The organism is Mesorhizobium sp. M1182 (assembly GCF_040318335.1).
Lineage (GTDB): Bacteria > Pseudomonadota > Alphaproteobacteria > Rhizobiales > Rhizobiaceae > Mesorhizobium.
Map to the genome: position 1 here is coordinate 73,324 of NZ_JAMYMD010000016.1, position 21,955 is coordinate 95,278.

Consider the following 21,955-nt stretch of genomic DNA (forward strand, 5'->3'; position numbering starts at 1 on the left):
GCCTAATGTCCGGAACGCAGGCGTCGCCCCCTTTCGACCACAGGCTTAGGATCGCGAAGACTGTTCCAGGCCAGAGCGCTTTCCAACGCCGTATATTTCCCGGTTGCGATCTCCTGGCATATTTTCATTAGTGCTCCGCCAGCGGCGCGCGCAAGTGAGCCGCCCACGCTTATCCGCCGTACACCGGCCTCGGCAATCTGCTCGAATGTGAGACCGGAAACACCTTGGCCAAGGACATGATTCACTGGTGCACTGACAGAGCTGCAAATCTGCTCGAGAGACGCCAGGTCCGGGACGCCCGGCGCATACAGCACCTCAGCGCCAAGAGCTTCGAAGGCCTTCAGGCGGCGAATTGCCTCGTCGAGACCATATACGCCTTTACCCATCCCATCGGCGCGGGCGGTGAGTACGATGTCGTATTTTCGAGCAGCCGCAACCGCCGCCGCTACACGTGCCATCGCGGTATCAAAATCGCGTATTGGCTGGCCGGGATTTGGTTGTCGATCTTCGATCGAAAGTCCAGCCAATCCCGCTTCGGCGGCAAGCCGGACGGTTTCAGCCACGCCTTCTGGTGTGTCTTCATAACAATCTTCCAAATCGGCAGTGACCGGCACGGTCGTCGAGGCTGCGATCTCGGCGGCATATGCCAAGCTTTCGGCGCGGCCGACTTCCTTTGCTCCGTCCTTCTTCCCCTTCGAAAAGGCGTAGCCCGAAGAGGTGGTCGCCAGCGCCCTAAAACCCAGACCAGCCATCATCCGCGCGCCGGCTACGTCCCAAGGGTTTGGGATCACGAAGCAGCCGGATTTATGAAGAGCGCGAAATTGTTTAACCTTCTTGGATCGGGAAATCACATTGCCCCCTCAGACTTGGACAAGAAGCCGGGTTCGACTAAATGCCGATGATTGCAGCTTTTCAATCATCCGTTTCTCGCCCGACTGCGATCCCGCGGATTCGTTGGCATTTTTCCGCCGAGCGCGACGTGCGGACCATTATGGCGCCTCGCTCTCATGACCCGAACACCCGGAGACCGAATGTCGGATATGCAACGAGCCCGTCCCCGGCAAGGTACACCATGTGTTGTAAGCCTCAGAAATACCTGCTTACAGATCGCTTGGAAATTACGCGATCCGTAGCCGCGCTCGCAGCTGGGCGACGAATTGCGTCGCTGCCACGGGGTGGAACAACGAGGTCAGCCCGAAGAAAACCGCGGCGCCGGTGGTGCCGCCGGCGACAAGCGAGAAGATCGCCGGCAGGTCGCCGGCCACCATGCTGGCAAGCTTGGCGGCCACCCCCGTGCTGAGCGAGATGATTACCGAAACACCGATGTCGCGCCACGGCACCGGCACCGGTGTGAGCCGCTCGCTGATGATGATGCAGGTTATGGAGCCCACCACCGAGCCGCCCGCCAGCGCCAAAGCGGCGCCGATCTCCGCCATCGGGGGGATCAACAGCAGGGACAATGCGATTGTTGCCACCGAGCCGAAGAGATTGGCGATGATCAGCAGCCACGGCCGCTTGTGCGCGTGCACCACGACGCCATAGACGAAGCTGGTGAGGTTGGCGCACAGCACGCTGAAGGCAATGATCGGAAACAGCAGGCCGAAGCGGCCGTGATATTGCGAGGGCAGCATGAGCTCGGTGATATCGCTGCTGAGCGCGACCAGCATCGCTGCAATCGGCAGGCAAAGCCGCATCATCAAGGCCATTAACTGCGACAGCAACCGACCCGATGCCGCGGGCCCATCCTCGTCGAACCGGCTAACCACCTCGGGAAAGGCGCCCATGTTGATGGCGTTGGCGACCATATCGATCGGCTGGCGGGCCAGCGCATAGGCTGCGGCGAAGATCGCCACGGCGCTGGCATCGTAATAGAACTTGAGGAACAGACGCTCCGCGCTGTTGAGCCCGAAGCCAACCAGCGCCATGATGATCAGCGGCACACCGAGCGCAAAGAAGTCCCTGTGGGTGAAACGCGGCGGACCGGCAACGAGCCGTCGCGATGCCATGATGCCCGCCACGATGCCGGCAATCAAGGCGCCGAGGCTCGAGCCGAGCGACACCGTCAGAAAGCTATCCTGAAAGACAAGGATAGCGCCGATCGGTAACGCGAGTTGCAGCAGGGCACGCAGGGCTTCTAGCATCGAATAGACCGAATGGCGCTGCTGCATCTGCAGCACCGTCAACGCGAAGCGGCTGATGGACCCGGCGACCAGATAGCCGCAGACTGCGATCGCGAACTCGATCCAGCGTTCAGGCACGATCACCGCCGACGCGCCTACCGATATGACCAGCGCCAGTGCCGTGGTGGCAAGCAACACCTGCCCGGCCAGCATCAGGCTGCCGCGGCTGACTTCGCCCTTGCCGCCAAGCCTGAGCAAGGCGATGCGCAGCCAGTTGGTGACGGCAATGTCGGTCATTTCGCCGACGGTCACCACCAGGGTGAGCAGGCCATACTCGGTCTGGTCGATCAAACGCGTCACGACGACCAGCAGGAGCAGCGCCGAAATTCGCGTCAGCAGGATCGCCGGAGCATAAATGAGCGTGGAACGGAGCAGCAAGGGCGTGTCCCTGGAAAACTCACCTTCGACTAGCCGCCGACTGGCGGAAAATCCAGCCCGATGACGCCGAAGGGTGAACAGATTCAGTTTGAACTAAAAGATTTGCCGTAAAACTTATCGGGAACGTTTGCTTTGCAGTTACCCGGTCTGTGTTATTTAGAGTACCATCATGTTGCAGCGCCTCATATCCGATCGAAAAATACATGTCCTGGTCGCGACGCCCTCGGGCGTTTCGGGGCAGGGCGGCATCGACCGCATCATGGGCGCGCTGAAGCAGGAGTTCGAACGGCAAGAAATCGCCGACATCGATGTGTGCTTCCTTGCCAGTCGTGGCCCGGGGCATGTCGGACTTTCGATCTTCTATATGCTCGGTTTTTGCTTACGGATGCTTAAAGCGCGTCTGGCTGGACGCGCCGATGTCATTCATATCAACATCTCAGTTTCCGGCAGCACCTACCGCAAGATGGTGATCGCCGCCTGCGCACGGCTGCTGTCGATACCCTATGTCCTGCATTTGCACGGGGCGCAGTATCAGACATTCTGGAAAGCCGACCGCGGTTTCATTAGCCGCCGTATCAAAGCTCTGTTCGAGCATGCCGATCGGGTGATCGTTTTGGGCAGGCTTTGGCGCGATTTCGTCGCCAGCCGGGCGCCGGGCGCAGCCGGCAATATCGTGATCGTGCCCAATGCGACCGAAGTCCCGTCGCTGGCGCATGTCGGCGGCGGCGACCATGTGCATATCCTGTTCCTGGGCCGCATCGGCGACCGCAAGGGCGTACCGCAATTGCTCGAGGCACTGCACCGCATGAGCCCTGTCAAGAATTGGCGTGCCACGATTGCCGGCGATGGCGAAGTCGAGGCGGCACGGGCAAAATCGGCCGCGCTGGGGATTGCAGACCGGATCGCCTTTCCGGGTTGGGTGGGACCGGACGATGTCGCATCGCTGATTTCTTCGGCCGATATTCTGGTTCTTCCATCCTTCGCCGAAAATCTGCCGATGTCGGTGATCGAAGGCATGGCAGCCGGTTTGGCGGTGGTGGCGACCCCGGTTGGCGCCGTCGAAGACATAATCACCGACGGGCAATCCGGGCTGCTGGTGCCGCCAGGCGATGTTACAGCGTTGACCGAGGCGCTGAGCCGCCTCGTGGAGAACCCGGCACTGCGGGCAAGGCTTGGTGCCGGTGCCATGGCCGTGCATCGGGAACGGCTTGAGCTCGCCCCGTTTGTTGGCGCAATCTGCGATGTCTGGCGGTCGGCCGCGTCAAGCCGTCAACCGGTCAAGCGCTGAGGCCGACGATCGCGGCGGCGCGTCGAGCCTGAATTCGCGGTGGAATATCTCCAAATTCAACAGCGCCCATATCAGCTTTTCGTGGTCTGCAGCACGCGTTGTGTGTTCCGAGACGATTTGATCTAGCTGTTTCGGACTCAGATAGCTGCGAATGACGGAGTGAGGCGAGCAAAGATGGTCATGCACGTAGTTCCTCATCGATCCGCGAAACCATTCGGCGACCGGTACCTTGAACCCGACCTTGCGGCGGCTGAGAATTTCCTCCGGGAGGATATTGGCCATGCTGTCGCGCAGGATCTGCTTGCTGTGCAACCAACCCAGCCTGTAGCGATCGGGCAATTTGCTAACGAATGAAACCAGGTCTCGATCGAGGAACGGCATTCTTCCTTCGATTGAACCGGCCATCATCATGTGGTCGCCTCGTTCCAGGAGATTGTCAGGCAGCCACGATGTCTGATCGAAAAACAGCACGCGGCGAAGATGGGAAGCCGCAGCGCTTGACGAGAACGGAAAGTCGTTGCGCTCATAACGGCGATTTGCGGACGCGCCGATCAGGCAGGCGCTCTGCTGCGCCGAAACGGCTCCAAACCAGGAGACCATCCGGGCGGCAAAGTCCCTTTCGCCCGCGGTGCGGGCAAATGTATCGACCTTGGCCGACGCGCCCGGCATGGCGCGTGCCAAAGGGGAAAGGACGTTATCGTGCAGCGAGGCTGGAACAAGCGACTGGTAGATCCCGGCCAGTGATTCCGCGCGATGCTTGGGATAGCCGCCGAGAATCTCGTCGGCTCCTTCTCCGGTGAGCACCATCTTGACGTCTTGCGAGGCTCGCTCCGACATCAGGTAAATTGGAATATCGCTGCTTTGCGAAACAGGTGCCCCGCGTTGGCGAACCATCGTCGGCAGATGATCCATCAGATCGCCTGGCTGGATTACAAGTTCGCAATGATCGGTCTTGAAATGATCGGCAACGCGTCGGGCGAATGCAAATTCGCTATAGGCTGCGTTGTCGAACCCGACGGAAAACGTGCGAATGGGCGTGGCGCTGTGCCTGGCCATCAGCGCGACGATAGCCGAGGAGTCGAGCCCTCCGGAGAGAAAGGCCCCAAAAGGTGCATCGCTGCGCATCCTGATCTCGACGGAATGGTCGAGCAATTCCAGAAATCGCCGCTTGGCGGTTTTTCCGTCGATCCGCTCGGTAACGGCCGCCTGGTCCGGAGGCGTATAGTAGCGCGTTTCCTTGACTACCCCTTGCGACCAGACAGCATAGCTTCCGGGATTGAGTTTGCGGATCTGTTTGAAGAGCGTGCGCGGTCCCGGCACATAACGCCAGTTCAGATACTCGTGCACGGCATCCAGATCGAGTTCCTGAGCATCTTGCTGCGATGACAACAATGCGTTGATCTCCGAGGCAAATAGCAGCAATTTTTCGCTTTGCATGAGGTAAAGCGGCTTTTCCCCGAAGGGATCCCGGGCGAGGATCAATTCCTGCCTCTGAGCATCCCAGAGTGCAAAGGCGAACATGCCGCTCAGCCGGTCGAACATTGACAAGCGCCACTGATCGTAGGCTCGGAGCAGCACCTCGGTATCGGAGCGCGTTCGAAAATGATGGCCAAGGCCGATCAGTTCCTGGCGCAGCTCGATGTAGTTATATATCTCGCCGTTGAAAATTATTTTGAGACGACCGTCCTCAATCTGCATCGGCTGATTCGACTCGGGCGCTAGGTCAATGATCGCCAGACGGCGATGAACCAATGCCAATTGTTGCTCGCCGGTATTCAGGTCCAATATCTCGGTGCCTTCGGCATCGGGACCGCGATGCCGCAATGCGTTTGACATTTTGGCGGCCCGCTCTTGTGGATTTTTAGCCCTTCGCCCGATCCATCCGGCAATTCCACACATTGTTCCCCCCTAGGCGCGCGCATTCCCCACTCAGTACAACAAATGTGTTAAACACTTCGTGCCAATACAACCCAACCGGGAGAAAGCTGCCACGGGCCGTTCCTCGATCGAGTCTGGCCGTCAGGGGTTGCCACCGGTTGTTCGCTGGTGAGGGCGAGTGATGGCACCTATGGCAGGCCCAATGCCTGCAGCATCTCCGGGTCGGGAACTGGGGGACCATCGGGCGGGATGAGGCTCATCCCATAGGGATTGGAGAACTCCCAGGCAGACCATGGGATCGCGAAGCGTTCGGCCTCTTGGCGCACTGCCTTGAGATAGCGCGAACGGTCGGCCTCAAAGGCGCCCATGCGGCCGTCCGCGGACATGAGGATAGCGCCGAATTCGCCCATGAAGAGCCGCCGGCTGGGAATGCCATGGCCTTCAGCCCAGTCGACAGCCTGGCGAAAGCTCGCCTCCAGTTGGCTCTGGCCCCAGTTCTGCTCGAAATAGTTCGCGATTGCTTGGCGCGCGGTGGCCATGTTCATGACCTGCTCGACCCTGCTCAAGCCGGCAGCGTCCATCCGCGCTCTAAGGGTTTCGGTCACCACTTCGGGTGTACTGCTGTCGGCCGGCCAGGGAAGTCCCGAAGCAAAGCTGATCGTGTCATCGGGCCGCTGGTGGGTGAAGCTGTGCGGCTCATACATATGGAAGCTGTAATAGAGGTTTGGGTCATCAAAGCCGGGGCTGAGGTTGACCAATCCGGCAATGCTGCCGCCGCAGGCGCCGGTTGCAACGATGGTAAGTTCGCTGTTGACCGCTCGAATGTCGTGGACGGTCCCTGCCATGATCCGCTGCCAGTGATCGCTGCCGCTCGCATCGCAAGGGTAGTATGCGGGCTCGTTGTAAGGTTCGAGGGCGACTTTGTCGGTGCCTATCTTGACCAGCATGGCGGCGACCGCCACAACCATGTGACGATAGCGGGCAACGCCCTCGCTGTCGGCGCCGCCATAGATCATCTCCATGCTGTAGTCGGGAACCTGAGTGACGCCATGCAGGTCGAAAACCACCTTGAGGCCGGTCGACGTGATCCGCTCGACGGCGGCGGCAAGTATGTCCAGCGCCTGCTGCCGCTTGGCGTCCCCGCTGGCAAGCAGCGGGCCGGGATCGACGCTCAGCCGGACGAAGTCGAAGCCCATCGATCGGATGTGGGCAAACACCTCCCCGGCCGGCCAGTCGGTGAGCGGCCTGCTTTCCGCAAGCCACTCCTTTTCGCTGCGATAGGGCGGCCAAACGTAGGTTCCGTCTTTCGCCACCGGCGACCAGTTGAGCCACTGATGCACGCCAACGCCGCGCTTGAGAGGGATGGGCTCTGCCTCGGCCGCCACAAGCAAGGCGAGCACCCAGGCAACAAAATACACCGCTTTTCGCATCGCTCCCTCCGCATGCTCGCGGGAGATATTAACCGCAACGAACGGGAAAGAAGATTGCCGGCCCGCAGCTTTTCGACGGCATGGTATACAAGGACCGAAACGTTGACGGGGCGTGCATGAGAATCGGCTGGTACATCAACCGATTGCGCAGCATGGGACCGGCCGAGGTGTTGCACCGGCTGGGCGAGCAACGTCGAAGGATCGCGTCGCGCCGCCGCGATGATGGGTGGGAACGCTATCCATCGCCGCAGTTGCACCCAGTGCTGCCCGGATTTCGCCATGCTGCGCTGGCAGCGACCGACGCTCAACGGCAGGCCATAGCGGCGGCCGCGCAAGAGATGCTTCATGGCCGGTTTTCGGCACTCGGGCGGACATGGCCAAAGCGTGAGCCCGATCGTTTGTTTCCTGCTGAGCTTTGGCGTCTTGATCCGGTAACCGGCAGGCTTTGGCCTGGCGCCGAGGCTCATACTTTCGATATCGATTTTCGCGATGGCGGCGACCTTGGCGATATAAAATATGTCTGGGAGATCAACCGGCTGCAGCAATTGCCAGTACTGGCTGCACACCTGCTCCTCAGCGAGGACAATCGATCCAGGAGTGCCATTGAGGCGGCAATCGGCAGTTGGCATTCCGCCAATCCGCCGTACCGAGGCATTGGCTGGGCTTCCGGCATCGAAGTAGCGCTGCGAGCCATCAGCCTCATCGTCACCCTGGACCTTATCGGTGACCGGCTTGACCCGGCGACGCTGCGGAAAGCCGGTGAGATACTCGCGGCAAGCGCCTATTGGCTGCCGCGGTTTCCGTCGCGATATTCCTCCGCCAACAACCATCTCGTCGCAGAGTTGGCTGGCGAATATCTGGTTGGCCTGGCGCTCGGGGCCGAATCCGAAATTGCCCGCAGCGCCCTCTTAAATGAGACGCACAAGCAGATTCTTGCCGACGGCGCCGGTGCCGAGCAAACGCCTACCTATGCAGCCTTCAGCGCCGAACTCATCTTGCTGTGCGCCGCCGCGGCGCGCCAGGCGGGAACGCCGTTTCCCTCGGCCGTCGAAGCGCGTCTGGGCGCCTTCGCCAATTTCGTCGGCTGGCTGCCACAGAAAGCCGCCCGCTTCGGCGACGACGATGAGGGCCATGTGCTGAAGCTGGGCGACGAGCCGAACTATATCCGATCCGTCGCGGCCGCCATCCACGGCTTACTGGGGACGCCGGGCAACGCGCCGGAGCCTGACGATTTTCGTTCGCTTTTCTTTGGTGCGCCGTCAGGCCCGGCGCCCGCGGTGCATGGCTTGCAGACATTCACGCAAGGCGGGCTCTCCGTCTGGCGCGGAGCAATGAATGGCCGCAATGTCGAACTGACGTTCGACCATGGACCGCTCGGCTATCTCTCGATAGCGGCGCACGGCCATGCCGACGCGCTGTCGCTCACCCTGTGCATCGACGATGAGCCGGTGCTGGTCGATCCCGGCACTTGGCTCTACGGTTCGGGAGGCGCATGGCGCGACTGGTTCCGCTCCACACCGGCGCACAACACGCTGAACATCGAGGGCAAGAGTCAAAGCACCATCGCTGGAAATTTCAACTGGTCGCACAAGGCAGTCGCAGCGCTGGTGGAGAGCGAACCGGAACCGCACTGGAGGCTGAGCGCCCGGCATGACGGCTATAGAAGCCGCTTCGGCGTCGTGCATCAGCGCACTTTGGCGCGCCAGGCCGATGGCATCCTCATCACCGACCAACTGCTCGGCGGCAGGCGCCAGTCCGAGATCGTCTTCCAACTGGCCCCCGGCCTCCATGCCGACCGGCACGAAGATACGGTCGCGGTATTGCGCGGCGACGAGGTACTGTTGGCCATCCGCTTTCCTGATACTGTGCTCGATATCGGCGCCGGCGGTGACATGCCGGGCCAAGGCGGTTGGGTTTCACTGCGTTTTGGCAGCAGGCAGCAAGCCGAACGCCTCGCCTGGCACGGTGAAGTGGGCGAAGCCGGGATCGATATCCATCTTGCCCCAATTCACCCGCCGCGACAGCAAAAACCGGTGCCAACGTAGAGTTGCCGCGTGAGTTCCAGCCGTATTCGACATTAATTACGTTTGGACATTTAGCGGTTTCGTTACCGTTGATCTGCTAGTCTCGCACCATCCAGCCTGCTTTGCCCGCTGCGCCCCGCAACAGCCACTGGTTGCAGGCGGCGTAGCGAGTTTGGCGGGAATTTTGTGCTTTGCTATTCGCCAGATCGCCTTCTTACGACCCCCAGACTGCCTTCTTACGACCAGGAGCCGCTGCATCAATGTTTTCCGAATTTGCCAGAGCGATTGTGGAAAAGCTTTCGAACGTCAATCTGACCACGCTCGGCCTGCTTCTCCTCACCGCACTGGGCAGCGCGGTGATCGCCTACTGGCGAACTGCCGAACATAAGTCCCTCAGGGACTTTTTCGACTTCGCCTTCCCACAGGAAGTCATCCTGCACCCGTCGGCGCGAGCCGACGCCATGTTCTGGATCACGAAACGGGCGATGATGCCTTTCCTGCTTATTCCTGCCGGCGTCACCTTCGTCGTCGCGGTGGGCTATGGCACACGCGAGGCAATTGGCTGGCTCCTTAACATCCACGCGCCGCTTCTCGGCGCCCCGGCGGGACCGGTGACGATCGTCATCTTCACCGCAACCATGCTGGTCGCCTATGATATTTCATACTACCTCTACCACGTCGCCCAGCACCGTTTCCCGTTCCTGTGGGAATTGCACAAGGTACATCATTCGGCCGAGGTGATGGTGGGGATCACCAAGGACCGGGTTCATCCGCTGGACGATCTGATGAACCGTATGTGGGATGGCGTCATCCCGGGCATCTGCTTCGGGATCTGGAGCCTGATCGCACTCGATCCGGTAGAGGTCGCTATCTTCGGCATCAACGTCTACGTCATCCGCAACATCCTGATGATGGACTTTGTTCGCCATACGCATCTCAAGATATCGTTCGGCCCGTTGAACAACATCATCCTGTGTCCGCACTGGCACCAGGTGCATCACAGCATCGACCCTCGTCATTATGACAAGAATTTCGGCCTGCTTTTTTCGTTCTGGGATCGTCTGTTCGGAACGCAATTTGTCCCGGAGCCCGATGAAGACCTGAAATTTGGCCTGGTCGATCGCGATGTGCGCGATTACCAGTCGCTCTTTGGGCTCTACATCCTGCCGCTCAAGAAGATGGCAAGGCATGTCATGCGACTGTTTCACAGACGGCCCAATGTGGTCGCGCAGCCACAGGACAGTTCTCCTTCATGAACACCGCTGTTTCCATCGACGTCCTAAGCGCGGAGCGCCTGGAAATCGTCCGTTCGGCGGATCGCCTGGCTGCGATCGAAGCCGCTTGGATGGAGCTTTGGCATCGTACCGACGGGCTGATCTTTCAAAGCCATGCCTGGATTTCGGCATGGTGGAGTACCGTACAACGCCGTGACCAGCGCGCGTTGCGGATCGGCCTGGTCTGGAAGGGCGAGAGACTCGTTGCTGTCGTTCCGCTGGCGATCGGCAGGCGCAGGGGGCTGCGGTTTCTCGAATGGGCGGCCGGCAGCTATACCGACTATGGGGATATTCTCGTTGCTCCGGAATGCTCGTTATCGGCGCTGCAGGAGCTATGGACCCAACTCTGCGATGCCGGCGGCTTCGACCTTGCCTTGATCAGTCGTCTCTCGCCGGATGCGGCGGCCCGCAAAATTTTCACGCCGGGAGCTTCCGGCGGCATCAGGCTTCGTCCGTTTCACCGAACGGAAGTCAGCTATCGCGTTGCCGGACAATGGGAAAGCGGAGCGGCATGGTTCGCGGGCCAGTCGAAAAAGACGCGCCAGAACTATCGGCGCGGCATCAAAGCGCTGGAAGAAACCGGAGAGGTGAGATTTCGCCTGCTTGCCCCCGACGAGCCGCTGCAACCGGTACTGGAGCGCCTCGCGGCCTTGAAGCGGAAATGGCTGACCGAGCGCATGCGTGAGTCAGACCTGTTCGAAGAGGGCGTCCCGGTACTCGCCGCGCTCGTCGGTGCGTTGGCGCGCGCCGGCGTGCTGCATATCTTCGTCCTCGAATGCAATGGCGTGATGGTCGCGGTGTCGATCAATTTCGTCCAGCACGACGTGATGATGGCCTTCGTGACGACGTTCGATCCGGATTTCGGCCGGGCGTCGCCGGGTGTGATCCTGTTGATGGATTACGTGCAGTGGTCGATAGATCACGGTTTGAGCATGGTCGATTTCCTCTGTGGCGCAGAGTCGTTCAAACACAAATTCTCAACGCAGGCGGTTACGCTGGAATCCGTCATCGGGACGCGCACGGCACAGGGCGCGCTGGCATTTCTTGCCGATCGTGTCCTCCAGACGGTCAGGCATATGCGCGAGCGGTCATCGGCACCACCAGAGGGACGCGATGCGCCCGCTCAAGCCGAAGCAGCCTTGGACTAAAGCGCGTCGCGTTCGATCGGCCTCATGCAACGCGCTTTAGATTCTTGTTTTATACATGTCGTTATCGCAAAACCGCTGCACACTTTTGCGCGACATGCTTTAGAACGGTTCATCGTTTCACGGAAACGGCCCGCTCGCAAAAAGCTCAAATGAAGCGCGGTATCGGACCGTTTTGCGGCGTGGTGCGGTCGCCGAGGTCGAGGAAGATTTCGTCGATGTAGCACCATCCCCAACCTTCCGGTGGATCGTAGCCTTCGATGACAGGATGGCCGGTTGCCCGAAAATGCTTGGTGGCATGACGGTTGGGCGAGTCGTCGCAGCAGCCGACATGGCCGCATGTGCGGCAGAGCCGCAGATGCACCCACTGCGAACCGCTCTTCAGGCATTCCTCGCAGCCGAGCGCGCTCGGTGTCACGTCGCGAATGTGCCCGGCGTGCCTGCATTCGTCTGCCATCATACGCTCCTGACCAGTTGTGGCGCCACGGCAAGACTGCCGTTTCGCGCGAGATATGCATGCAGCGCTGCAACCACCTGGGCGCCTTCGCCGACGGCAGCGGCGACGCGCTTGATCGAGCCGGAGCGGACATCGCCGATGGCGAACACCCCGCCGCGGTTCGTCTCCAGCGCACCACGTTCCTGGCCAATGTCAGGCCCGGTGCGAACGAAGCCCTTCGCGTCCAACGCCACGCCGCATTGCGCCAACCAGTCGGTGTTCGGATCGGCGCCGATGAACAGGAAGAGGTGGCGGATCGGACGTGCTGTCTCGGTGTCGCGGTTGCGCCAGCGCACTTTGCCAAGATTGCCGTCGTCGCCTTCCAGTGCCGCAATCTGCGTCTCAGCCAGCACTTCGATGTTCGGCTGTGCCCTGACGCGCTCCACCAGATAGCGCGACATGCTCGCATCGAGGCTGCTGCCGCGCGCCAGCAGCCATACCTTCTTCACATGCGCCGCCAGGTAGACGGCAGCCTGACCAGCCGAATTGCCGGCGCCGACCAGGGCTACCTCTTGCCCGGCACAAAGCTGCGCTTCGATCGGCGAAGCCCAGTAATGCACGGAGGTTCCCTCGAATTGCGCCAGGTTTGCCATGTCGAGGCGGCGATAGCGCGCTCCGCTGGCGATCACCACCGACCGTGCCCGCACGGTCTCCCCGCCGCCGACGGCGAGCGTATAGTGGGCACTGGACGTGTCACTTGCGCTGCCCAGCCACTTCGCCTCGTCCGGTATCACCATCTCGACGCCGAATTTCTGCGCCTGGTTGTAAGCGCGCGCCATCAGCGCCATTCCCGAAATGCCGGTCGGAAAACCGAGGTAGTTCTCGATGCGCGAGGAGGCACCCGCCTGTCCGCCGAAGGCACGGCAATCGAGCACGATCGTCGACAACCCTTCGGAAGCCGCATAGACGGCCGCCGCGAGGCCGGCCGGTCCGGCGCCGACAATGGCCACGTCGTACAGCCTGCCGGCGTCGATCGGCCTCACCAGGCCGATGCAGCGGGCAAGCTCGTTCTCTCCGGGATTGAGCAGCAGCTTGCCGTTCGGACAGAGCACGATCGGCAAATGGTGGATGTCGACATGGAAGCGTTCGATCAGGGTCCTGGCGCAGGGATCGGCAGCCGAATCGAGAATGCGATGCGGCTGACCGCTGCGAGCCAGAAAACCTTGCAGCCTCAAAACGTCGCCGCTGTCGACCGGTCCGACAATGATCGGGCCGGCTGTGCCGCTCTCGAGCAGGCCGACACGGCGCAGGATCAGCGCCCGCATGACGCGCTCGCCGAGGTTTGCTTCCTGCACCATCAGGTCCCTCAGTCTTTGCGAGGGGATGACGAGCGCCTCGACCGGCTCGACCGCCTCCACATCCACCAGTGAGGGTCGGGCTGAAAGCTGCGCCAACTCGCCGACGAAATTGCCAGCACCGTGCGTGACGATTGTTTCGCGCCGGCCGAAGCTGCCGCCCTGGATGATATCCACCTTGCCGGACAGGACCACGATCAGACCGGGCGCCAGCTCGCCGGCTTTGACGATCTGTTCGCCTGCAGCATAGGACACGGCTTCGCCGAAACGGCCCATGCGGTCCAGGTCCGCCTCAGCCAGCACTGGAAACATCTGATCGCGACGGGCAATGGAGATCGGATTGGCGGGTTGAGACATGGTTCGAACCTATCGCCGGTTTCCGACAGTTTGAAGCGGTTTTTGCGGCTTGCGGCCGGTAGGAACCTGGCCCGCCTGTCGGTAAACGCTATGTCCTTCGCTTCGCAGTTAACTGATCGCAGCCGTGCGACGGTGTCGTCGCGACGTGCCTCACGATCCGTTGCATCTCCTTGATTTGTTTGATTTGCGCATCCCGGCAAACCCGGCGCATGCTGCTTTAGCCGGCACCTGCCTAAGCCGGCCAGGCCCGGCGGGCCGTCCTGTGTCAAACTCTCGGCCGCCGGGCTTCTGGACAGCAGAAAACGGCCTGTGTCCGAGCACTCCGCAAACTGGCCCGCGGCCTGTTGTTCGGCGAGTGCTCAGGCAGCTACCTGAAGCACAATCTTGCCGCGCGTGTGCTGCTTCTCGAGCTGTTCCTCGGCCCTGGCGACTTCCTCAAGAGGATAGATTGCCTGCACGAATGGCCTGACCTTCCCGGCGTCGATGAGGCGGCTGATCTCGGCAAGCTGCGCCGCGTTCGGCTTGGTCAAATAGGAAACGCCGCGAGCCCGATGCAGGCGGGCCTTCTCCGCCGACGGTTCGGAAAGCGTTGAGACGAGCGTCCCGCCGGGCTTGAGCACGTCCCACGAGCGGTCCTGTGTTTCACCCGCTACCAGGTCGAAGACGAGGTCGACGTCCTCGACAAGCTCCTCGAAGCGCTGGTTCTTGTAATCGACCGCCTGGTCGGCGCCAAGCGCGCGGACGAAATCGAAATCCTGCGCGGACACAGTCGTCGCGACAAACGCGCCCGCGGCCTTTGCGAACTGCACCGCCAGATGACCGACGCCGCCGGCGCCGCCATGGATAAGGACCCGCTGCCCGGATTTGAGGCCGCCGTGATCGAAAAGGCCTTGCCACGCGGTAAGGCCCGCAAGTGGCACGGCGGCGGCTTCGGCGTGGCTTAAGCGTTGCGGCTTCGCCGCCGCCTCCGTTGCCTTCACGACGACATATTCGGCGTTGCCGCCGCGGTCGTTGCCGAGCATGGCATATAGCGGATCGCCCTTCTTCAGCGTATGGGCCCGCGTGCCGCACAGTTCCACCACGCCGGATACGTCGCGGCCGAGCGTGACGGGCAGATCCGCGCCCGAAGAGCCCTCGCGAACCTTGTAGTCGACGGGATTGACGCTTGCCGCGTAGACCTTGAGCGTGACCTCGTCGTCATGCGGCTGAGGCAACGGAACCGCGTCCAGCGAAAGAACCTCCGGTCCACCAAAATCGTGGATACGGACGGCCTTCATCGTAATCATGGCTTGCTCCTCGTCGGGTTGCAGTCCAGTTCGCTCTGAACAGTTTCGCCGGCAGGCCGGCGTCTATCCAGCCGGCGGTTCGGTCGTAGCAAAGGCCGGCCGGTGGTGCGCCGTCAGTGTATCGTTTGCGAATGCTCGCCGCCGGGTTGCGAGATGCCGCTCAGCGCTTCACCTGCTGTCGCGGTCTCGCTGTTGGTGGCGAGGTCGCCCAGCGAAACGATGCCGACCAGGCGCTTGTCGCGGTTCAGCACCGGCAAGCGGCGCACTTTCAGGTCAGCCATGTTACGCAGAACATCCTCTGCGTCTTCGTCTTCGAAGCAATACCTGACCTCGGTGCTCATCACTTCCCGTACCTTGGCGTCAGGTGTCTTGCCTTGGGCGACGCCGCGGATTGCGATGTCGCGATCGGTTACCATGCCGACAAGCCGATCGTTCTCGCCCACCGGCATTGCGCCGGCGTCGAGGCGACCCATCATTTCAGCCGCATCGCGCAGGGTTTGCTGCGGACTGGCGATCTCGACGTCCTTTGTCATGCAGTTGCCAACTTTCATTTTAACCTCCCTTGGTTGCAGGGCCCGCCGCCGGTTTCCAGGATGAAAGGGTGAATGAGCGCCAGCGCAAAACGTTCCATGGCAAGACCCGTTTCGAGCGCTTCGCCGAAATCACCCTTGCCATCCTCCACCCGACTGCCCTTCAGGCGGTCGGCCCGGGAAAGGTCGGTTCCGAAGGAATTTCGGAAGGCGTGCCGGGAGGAACTCCGATCGGCTCCTGGTCCGGCGTCGGAATTGGATCCGGCGAGGGCGGGGGTACGCCTGGAGGTTCTCCCGGCGGAGTCTCCGGCGGGGCAGGCGGCCGGGCCGGCTCCGGATTGGGATTGTCCGGCAGTGGATTCGGGTTGTTCGGATCGGGGTTGTTCATCGATCACTCCCTGACATCTGTGGCCTGATCTCCGCCAGAGCGGGGGTGCCGCAGCGGCGAGCAGGCTCTCTTGTCCTAAACCGAGGGGAAGCAAAAGCGTTCCCGCATCCGATGCCAAGCGCGGTGCCAATCTATCGGGCTATCGGGCGGTTCCCAGGCTGGCATACATCCCGTTGGTGCGGAACTGCGTCGGGTTGATGCCGTAGAGGCGGCGGAAGACCTTCGAAAAATAATTGGCATCCTCGAAGCCGCACATGATGGCGACTTCCTTGACCGGCAGGAAATCGGCCTTCGTCAGCAACTTCGCCGCGAGCTGCAGTCGCTGCTGCAGCACGAATTCGGCGGGCGGAAGTCCCTCGCTCTCGGCGAAGCAGCGCGAGAAATGCGCGCGGCTCAGGCCGCTGATCTCAGCGAGATCGGCAACGCGGAGCGGCCTGTCGAGATTGGCCCTGATGTGATCGATGACCGGCTGCATGGCGCTCTTGTCGTCGGTGACGGCATGCGAGCCGAAGACATCGTCGTAGAGCGCCATGGCTGCTTCATAGGCGACGGCCGAGGCGGCTCCCGGCGAGACCGCGCCCGTGATCAGGCGCACACTGCAATCAGCCAGATGATCGATCGTCGAGGGCTGCAGCCGCAGCACCGGACCGACGGCGGCAAGGATCGACCTGTGGATGCGCAGTGCCTCCTCGCCGTTCATCGATATCCAGAAGAACTCCCAGCGTTCGCCCTTGGCCAGCCAGTAACGGTGGTTGTGCGGCACGAGAACCAGCAAAGTGTCGCCCTTTTGCAGGCGGTAGTTCCGGTTCTCGTAGCGCAATCGGCCGGTGCCGCTGATCGTATGCTGGAGCACGGTAAACGGCGTCAGGCCGCGCTTGCGCCCATCCCAGTCGTAGACCTCGTTCTCGCGCACTTCATAGCCGGTGCTTGTCGGCATGGTGTGTAGGCGCTGGCGCCCGCGCGGCAGCGATACCGTCCTGCCCGCCGGCCCGATGTCGATCAAGTTCCGCAGCACAAAATTACCCCTAAAAGCATAATCCTTCTCTGGTCGCGTGCCGAATAAGGCGCATAATCCCTCGAGAAAAGCAAAAGAAACCGCGGTCAAAGAGCGGATGGGAGGAAGTGCTGGATTCCAGCCTGCATAGCGTCGCAGGCGGGCCAGCCTCTTTTCGCCGCCTTTGCCCTAGCGTTCGATCAGGTCGAGGTGAGGCTGATGAGTTTCAAGATCGCTATCATCGGTGCGGGAAGCGTCGGGTTCACCAAGAAGCTCTTCACCGACATTTTGTGCGTTCCTGAATTCAGGGATGTCGAATTCGCATTGACCGATCTCAGCGAGCGCAACCTCCAGATGATCAAGTCGATCCTCGACAGGGTCGTCGAATTCAACAGGCTGCCGACCAAGGTTACGGCAACGACAGACCGCCGTGCTGCCCTCGAGGGCGCACGCTACATCATCAGCTGCGTTCGCGTCGGCGGTCTCGAAGCCTATGCGGACGACATCCGCATTCCCTTGAAGTATGGCATCGACCAGTGCGTCGGCGACACGATCTGCGCCGGCGGCATCCTCTATGGCCAGCGCAACATTCCGGTAATCCTCGATTTCTGCAAGGATATCCTCGAAGTCGCCGAGCCTGGGGCGAAATTCCTGAACTACGCCAATCCGATGGCCATGAACACCTGGGCGGCGATCGAATATGGCAGGGTCGATACCGTCGGCCTCTGCCACGGCGTCCAGCATGGCGCCGACCAGATCGCCGAAGTGCTCGGCGCCAAGTCGCGCACCGATCTCGACTACGTCTGCTCCGGCATCAATCACCAGACCTGGTTCATCGACCTGCGTCTCAACGGCCGCAAGATCGGTAAGGACGAGCTGGTTGCCGCCTTCGAGGCGCATCCGGTCTATTCGCAGCAGGAAAAGCTGCGCATCGATGTCCTGAAGCGCTTCGGCGTCTATTCGACCGAAAGCAACGGCCATCTTTCCGAATACCTGCCCTGGTATCGCAAGCGGCCGGACGAAATCACCCGCTGGATCGACATGTCAGACTGGATCCACGGCGAGACCGGCGGCTACCTTCGCTATTCGACCGAAACGCGCAACTGGTTCGAAACAGAATTCCCGCAATTTCTGGAGTCCGCCGCGAGGCCGATCGACCCCGCCAAGCGCTCCAACGAGCACGCCAGCCACATTCTCGAGGCGCTGGAGACGAACCGCGTTTATCGCGGCCATTTCAACGTCAAGAACAACGGCATCATCACCAACCTGCCGCAGGATGCGATCATCGAGTCGCCCGGCTTCGTCGACCGCTTCGGCATCAACATGGCCGCCGGCATCGCGCTGCCGGAGGCCTGCGCCGCCACTTGCATTTCCTCGATCAACGTCCAGCGCATGTCGGTTCATGCGGCGATCTCCGGCGATATCGACCTGCTGAAGCTCGCGGTCCTGCACGATCCGCTGGTCGGCGCGGTTTCGACGCCGGAAGAGGTTTGGCAGATGGTGGACGAAATGGTCGTCGCCCAGGCCCGCTGGCTGCCTCAATATGCCGATGCGGTGCCGGCCGCGAGGGAGCGGCTTTCGAAATCCAGGGTCAAGACCCGCGAATGGGCCGGTGCGGCAAGGCGCGACGTCCGTTCGATCGAGGAATTGCGTGCGGAAAAAACGGCTCTCAAGCAGGCCGTCTGAATTTCGCCAGGACGGATCGCGCCGAGCTTTCGGGAGGATTTTTCCGCACCCGTCTGTACATTCGTTCGAGGAGAAATGGAGCGGCGTCAACGCGCTCCTGAACAACAGGGAGGAGAGACGATGAGGAATTTTCGAAACATTGGCATTCTCGCCGGGCTGGCGCTTAGCGTCTCGGCCTCGGCGCTGAACGCGTATGCATCCGAGCCGACCGTGCCGCCGGTGCCTGCGCAATTTCCCGCCGAGGGAAAGATCAAATACGTCGCGCGCGACTCCATCCTGGAGTTCAAGGCACTTCCGGAATACCACGAACCCGATTGGGTCACCGACAAATACGTCAAGGCAGGCAAGCTGCCGCCGGTCAAGGACCGGCTGCCGAAGGAGCCGCTGGTCTTCAAGACCGGCAATATGCCGGACGGCGTCGGTGTCTACGGTGATACGATGCGTCATGTCATCGGCGGCCGGCCGGAGGGCTGGAACTACGGCGCCGGCCAGACGCAAGGCTGGGGCGGTATCGACATCGGCCTTTCCGAATGCCTGACGCGCACCGCGCCGCTGTTCCAGGTCGAGGCCAAGGACACGGAGCCGCTGCCGAACCTCGCCAAGAGCTGGGACTGGTCGAAGGACGGCCACACGCTGACGATGCATCTGGTCGAAGGCGCCAAATGGTCGGACGGCGTTCCGTTCAACGCCGACGATGTGATGTTCTACTGGGACGACGAGGTGATCGACCCCAATGTGTCGCCGCTGAACGGCGCGACGCAGGAGACCTTCGGCGTCGGCACGACGTTGAAGAAAATCGACGACTACACCGTCGAGTGGACGTTCAAGGACGCCTTTCCGAAACAATACCTTTACGCCATGGCTTACGGCACCTTTTGTCCGGGACCGTCGCATATCCTCAAGCCGCAGCATCCGAAATATTCGAAGAACACCTACGAGCAGTTCAAGAACGCGTTCCCGCCGGAATATATGAACATGCCGGTGATGGGTGCCTGGGTGCCGGTGGCATACCGCCCCGACGACATCATCGTCATGCGTCGCAATCCGTACTATTGGAAGGTCGACGAGAAGGGCAACCAGCTGCCGTATCTCAATGAACTGCACTACAAATTGTCGACCTGGGCCGACCGCGACGTTCAGGCGGTATCGGGGGCGGGCGACTTCTCCAATCTGGAGCAGCCAGAGAACTTCGTCGCCTCGCTGAAGCGCGCGGCGCAAAAAGACGCACCGGCACGGCTTGCGTTCGGCGCGCGGCTGATCGGCTATAATCTGCGCATGAATTTCTCAGCCAATGGCTGGGGCAACCCCGACGAGCGCGGACAGGCGATACGCGAGCTGAACCGCAACGAGGACTTCCGCAAAGGCGTCACCATGGCGCTCAACCGCAAGGCGCTCGGCGACTCGCTGGTCAAGGGTCCGTTCACTGCCATCTATCCGGGCGGCTTATCCTCGGGCACGAGCTTCTACGACCGGAAGTCGACGGTCTACTACCCCTTCGATCTCGAAGGCGCTAAGGCGGAACTCGCCAAGGCAGGCCTGAAGGACACGGATGGCGACGGCTTCGTCAATTTTCCTGCAGGTACCGCCGGCGGCAAGAATGTCGAGATCGTGATGCTCGTCAACAACGACTACACCACCGACAAGAGCCTTGCCGAAGGTGTCGTCGCCCAGATGGAAAAGCTAGGGCTGCGGATCGTGCTGAACGGACTCAACGGCACCCAGCGCGATGCCTCGCAATACTCCGGCCGCTTCGACTGGCTGGTACGGCGCAACGATCAGGAGCTGACTTCCGTCGTCCAGAATACCGATCAGCTGGCCCCGGTCGGTCCACGAACCAGCTGGGACCATCGTGCGCCGGAAAACGGCGAGGTCGATATGATGCCTTTCGAGAAGGACCTCGTCGACATCGTCAACAAGTTTGTCTCGTCCGCGGACAATGACGAGCGCGCCAGCCTGATGAGAAAGTTCCAGAAGATCTCGACCGAGCACGTCTACAATGTCGGCCTGACGGAATATCCCGGCGCGCTGATCATCAACAAACGCTTCTCCAACATCCCGCAGGGCACGCCGATCTTCATGTTCAACTGGGCCGAGGATTCGATCGTCCGCGAGCGGGTCTTTGTCGCTGCCGACAAGCAGGCCAAGTACGAGCTGTTCCCCGAAGAGCTTCCCGGCAAGCCCGGAGACAAGGGCCCGATGAACTAGGTTTACCTCCCCTGACTGAGAACTCCGGGCCAGCAACTTGGCGCGGCCGGACAAAGCAAACCTCCGTACGCTCAAAGAGAGCGACCGGCCAGACAAGGAAGCGGACCGACCGATGTTGCGATTCCTGCTCACGCGCATAGCGTCGGCGATCCCGGTCCTCGCCATTCTGAGCCTGGTCACCTTCGCCATCATCCAGGCGCCGCCGGGCGACTATGCCGACTACATCCGCTCGCAGTTGATCAATCAGGGCGGGGCCTCATTCGCCGAGGCCGACGCGCAGGCCAAGGCCTATCGGATAGAACACGGTCTCGATAAGCCGCTGCCCGTCCAGTATTTCAACTGGATCGGCGGCATCATCACCCGCGGCGATTTCGGCTACAGCCTCTATTACAACAAGCCGGTGGCCGATGTGGTGGGCGAGCGGCTGCCGCGCACGCTGCTGCTGGCGCTGGTGTGCCATCTGCTGGCCTCGGTCCTCGGTATCACCTTCGGCATATGGGCGGCGACCAGGCAGTACAGCTGGATCGACAGTACGCTGTCAGCGATTTCCTTCCTCGGCATGACGGTGCCGCGCTTCCTGATGGCGCTGATCATCGTCTATCTGCTGGTCTTCCAGTTCAACGTTTCCGAGATCGGCAGCTTCTTTTCGCCGCAATTTGGCGGGGCGCCGTGGTCCTGGGCGAAGTTCGTCGATCTCGTCCGGCATGTCTGGCCGGTTGTCGCCATCGCCACCTTCGGCGGGCTCGCCTACAACATGCGGGTGATGCGCGGCAATCTGCTCGACACGCTGAACGCGCAATATGTCGAAACCGCTCGCGCCAAGGGCCTTAGCGGCGGTGCGGTCGTGATGCGCCATGCGGTGCCCAATGCGCTGCATCCGCTGGTCATGTATCAGGGCGTGGTGCTGCCCTATATGCTGACCGGCGAGATCGAGACCGCGATCATCTTTGCCCTGCCGACCGTCGGCCCGGCGATCGTTGGCTCGATGGCGGTCGGCGACGTCTATGTCACGGCGACATTCATGATGGTGCTGTCGGCGACGCTGATCGTCGGCAACATCATCGCCGACATGCTGCTCGTCATGCTCGATCCGCGTGTGCGCCAATATGCAGGGTCCTGAG

17 protein-coding genes are annotated in these 21,955 nt (G+C 61.4%); 7 read left to right on the top strand and 10 right to left on the bottom strand.

Features of this window, described 5'->3' with window-relative positions; translation table 11 throughout:
- Positions 1-2: 2 nt before the first annotated feature.
- Both NKH33_RS19560 and NKH33_RS19565 read right to left on the bottom strand, forming a co-directional pair.
- A complete protein-coding gene (locus tag NKH33_RS19560; protein WP_352541697.1) occupies positions 3-851 on the bottom strand; it encodes an isocitrate lyase/PEP mutase family protein in 849 nt (282 codons plus the stop codon).
- 267 nt (positions 852-1,118) lie between these two features.
- Positions 1,119-2,558 carry a lipopolysaccharide biosynthesis protein gene (locus tag NKH33_RS19565; RefSeq protein WP_352541696.1) on the bottom strand — a complete coding sequence of 480 codons (1,440 nt, stop codon included), beginning with the start codon at positions 2,556-2,558 and terminating at the stop codon, positions 1,119-1,121.
- Between the two features lie 169 nt (positions 2,559-2,727).
- On the opposite strand from NKH33_RS19565, the gene NKH33_RS19570 reads away from it, so the two are divergent.
- On the top strand, positions 2,728-3,846 hold the full coding sequence (locus NKH33_RS19570) for a glycosyltransferase family 4 protein (RefSeq protein WP_352541695.1): 1,119 nt from the start codon (positions 2,728-2,730) through the stop codon (positions 3,844-3,846).
- On the opposite strand, the gene asnB is transcribed toward NKH33_RS19570, so the two are convergent.
- Together asnB and NKH33_RS19580 are read right to left on the bottom strand one after the other, a co-directional pair.
- Positions 3,820-5,745: an asparagine synthase (glutamine-hydrolyzing) gene (asnB, locus tag NKH33_RS19575; RefSeq protein WP_352683199.1), complete on the bottom strand. Its 1,926-nt coding sequence runs from the start codon at positions 5,743-5,745 to the stop codon at positions 3,820-3,822. The two genes, NKH33_RS19570 and asnB, sit on opposite strands and share 27 nt — an antisense overlap.
- A 167-nt stretch (positions 5,746-5,912) precedes the next feature.
- Entirely contained in the window at positions 5,913-7,154 is a 1,242-nt protein-coding gene (locus tag NKH33_RS19580; RefSeq protein WP_352683201.1) for a glycoside hydrolase family 5 protein, read from the bottom strand.
- Between the two features lie 116 nt (positions 7,155-7,270).
- On the opposite strand from NKH33_RS19580, the gene NKH33_RS19585 reads away from it, so the two are divergent.
- The 3 genes from NKH33_RS19585 to NKH33_RS19595 all read left to right on the top strand — a co-directional run bounded on the left by NKH33_RS19585 (position 7,271) and on the right by NKH33_RS19595 (position 11,600).
- Positions 7,271-9,199 (top strand): heparinase II/III family protein, encoded by a 1,929-nt coding sequence (locus NKH33_RS19585; RefSeq protein WP_352921083.1) that lies wholly within the window; start codon positions 7,271-7,273, stop codon positions 9,197-9,199.
- Positions 9,200-9,438: 239 nt separating this feature from the next.
- A complete protein-coding gene (locus tag NKH33_RS19590) occupies positions 9,439-10,434 on the top strand; it encodes a sterol desaturase family protein (RefSeq protein WP_352821389.1) in 996 nt (331 codons plus the stop codon).
- Complete coding sequence (locus NKH33_RS19595) at positions 10,431-11,600, top strand: GNAT family N-acetyltransferase (protein WP_352472515.1); 1,170 nt, start codon at positions 10,431-10,433, stop codon at positions 11,598-11,600. Before NKH33_RS19590 ends, NKH33_RS19595 begins: the two co-directional genes overlap by 4 nt.
- 145 nt (positions 11,601-11,745) lie before the next feature.
- Here NKH33_RS19595 and NKH33_RS19600 read toward each other — a convergent pair whose 3' ends face one another.
- The 6 genes from NKH33_RS19600 to NKH33_RS19625 form a co-directional block, all read right to left on the bottom strand.
- Positions 11,746-12,057, bottom strand: coding sequence for a UBP-type zinc finger domain-containing protein (locus tag NKH33_RS19600; RefSeq protein WP_352821385.1), 312 nt, complete (start codon positions 12,055-12,057; stop codon positions 11,746-11,748).
- Positions 12,054-13,745, bottom strand: coding sequence for an FAD-dependent oxidoreductase (locus tag NKH33_RS19605; protein ID WP_352921086.1), 1,692 nt, complete (start codon positions 13,743-13,745; stop codon positions 12,054-12,056). The genes NKH33_RS19600 and NKH33_RS19605 overlap by 4 nt, the downstream gene beginning before the upstream one ends.
- Positions 13,746-14,104: 359 nt before the next feature.
- Positions 14,105-15,031 (bottom strand): NADP-dependent oxidoreductase, encoded by a 927-nt coding sequence (locus NKH33_RS19610; RefSeq protein WP_352449638.1) that lies wholly within the window; start codon positions 15,029-15,031, stop codon positions 14,105-14,107.
- A gap of 113 nt (positions 15,032-15,144) precedes the next feature.
- A complete protein-coding gene (locus NKH33_RS19615) occupies positions 15,145-15,582 on the bottom strand; it encodes a CBS domain-containing protein (protein ID WP_352472517.1) in 438 nt (145 codons plus the stop codon).
- Positions 15,579-15,713: a hypothetical protein gene (locus NKH33_RS19620; protein ID WP_352501351.1), complete on the bottom strand. Its 135-nt coding sequence runs from the start codon at positions 15,711-15,713 to the stop codon at positions 15,579-15,581. The genes NKH33_RS19615 and NKH33_RS19620 overlap by 4 nt, the downstream gene beginning before the upstream one ends.
- 375 nt (positions 15,714-16,088) lie before the next feature.
- A complete protein-coding gene (locus tag NKH33_RS19625) occupies positions 16,089-16,964 on the bottom strand; it encodes an AraC family ligand binding domain-containing protein (RefSeq protein ID WP_502896436.1) in 876 nt (291 codons plus the stop codon).
- Between the two features lie 198 nt (positions 16,965-17,162).
- Here NKH33_RS19625 and NKH33_RS19630 point away from each other — a divergent pair, with 198 nt between their 5' ends.
- The 3 genes from NKH33_RS19630 (at position 17,163) to NKH33_RS19640 (ending at position 21,954) form a co-directional block, all read left to right on the top strand.
- A complete protein-coding gene (locus tag NKH33_RS19630; protein ID WP_352921088.1) occupies positions 17,163-18,629 on the top strand; it encodes an alpha-glucosidase/alpha-galactosidase in 1,467 nt (488 codons plus the stop codon).
- 120 nt (positions 18,630-18,749) lie between these two features.
- Complete coding sequence (locus tag NKH33_RS19635; RefSeq protein ID WP_352541688.1) at positions 18,750-20,834, top strand: ABC transporter substrate-binding protein; 2,085 nt, start codon at positions 18,750-18,752, stop codon at positions 20,832-20,834.
- Positions 20,835-20,946: 112 nt separating this feature from the next.
- Positions 20,947-21,954 (top strand): ABC transporter permease, encoded by a 1,008-nt coding sequence (locus NKH33_RS19640; RefSeq protein ID WP_352452370.1) that lies wholly within the window; start codon positions 20,947-20,949, stop codon positions 21,952-21,954.
- The last annotated feature ends 1 nt before the right edge of the window (position 21,955 follow it).

Excerpts from the sequence above, each read along its gene's own strand:
- NKH33_RS19570 (WP_352541695.1), top strand. The coding sequence starts at position 2,728 with ATGTTGCAGCGCCTCATATCCGATCGAAAAATACATGTCCTGGTCGCG.
- asnB (WP_352683199.1), bottom strand. The coding sequence starts at position 5,745 with ATGTGTGGAATTGCCGGATGGATCGGGCGAAGGGCTAAAAATCCACAA.
- NKH33_RS19580 (WP_352683201.1), bottom strand. The coding sequence starts at position 7,154 with ATGCGAAAAGCGGTGTATTTTGTTGCCTGGGTGCTCGCCTTGCTTGTG.
- NKH33_RS19585 (WP_352921083.1), top strand. The coding sequence starts at position 7,271 with ATGAGAATCGGCTGGTACATCAACCGATTGCGCAGCATGGGACCGGCC.
- NKH33_RS19590 (WP_352821389.1), top strand. The coding sequence starts at position 9,439 with ATGTTTTCCGAATTTGCCAGAGCGATTGTGGAAAAGCTTTCGAACGTC.
- NKH33_RS19595 (WP_352472515.1), top strand. The coding sequence starts at position 10,431 with ATGAACACCGCTGTTTCCATCGACGTCCTAAGCGCGGAGCGCCTGGAA.
- NKH33_RS19600 (WP_352821385.1), bottom strand. The coding sequence starts at position 12,057 with ATGATGGCAGACGAATGCAGGCACGCCGGGCACATTCGCGACGTGACA.
- NKH33_RS19605 (WP_352921086.1), bottom strand. The coding sequence starts at position 13,745 with ATGTCTCAACCCGCCAATCCGATCTCCATTGCCCGTCGCGATCAGATG.
- NKH33_RS19610 (WP_352449638.1), bottom strand. The coding sequence starts at position 15,031 with ATGATTACGATGAAGGCCGTCCGTATCCACGATTTTGGTGGACCGGAG.
- NKH33_RS19615 (WP_352472517.1), bottom strand. The coding sequence starts at position 15,582 with ATGAAAGTTGGCAACTGCATGACAAAGGACGTCGAGATCGCCAGTCCG.
- NKH33_RS19630 (WP_352921088.1), top strand. The coding sequence starts at position 17,163 with ATGAGTTTCAAGATCGCTATCATCGGTGCGGGAAGCGTCGGGTTCACC.
- NKH33_RS19635 (WP_352541688.1), top strand. The coding sequence starts at position 18,750 with ATGAGGAATTTTCGAAACATTGGCATTCTCGCCGGGCTGGCGCTTAGC.
- NKH33_RS19640 (WP_352452370.1), top strand. The coding sequence starts at position 20,947 with ATGTTGCGATTCCTGCTCACGCGCATAGCGTCGGCGATCCCGGTCCTC.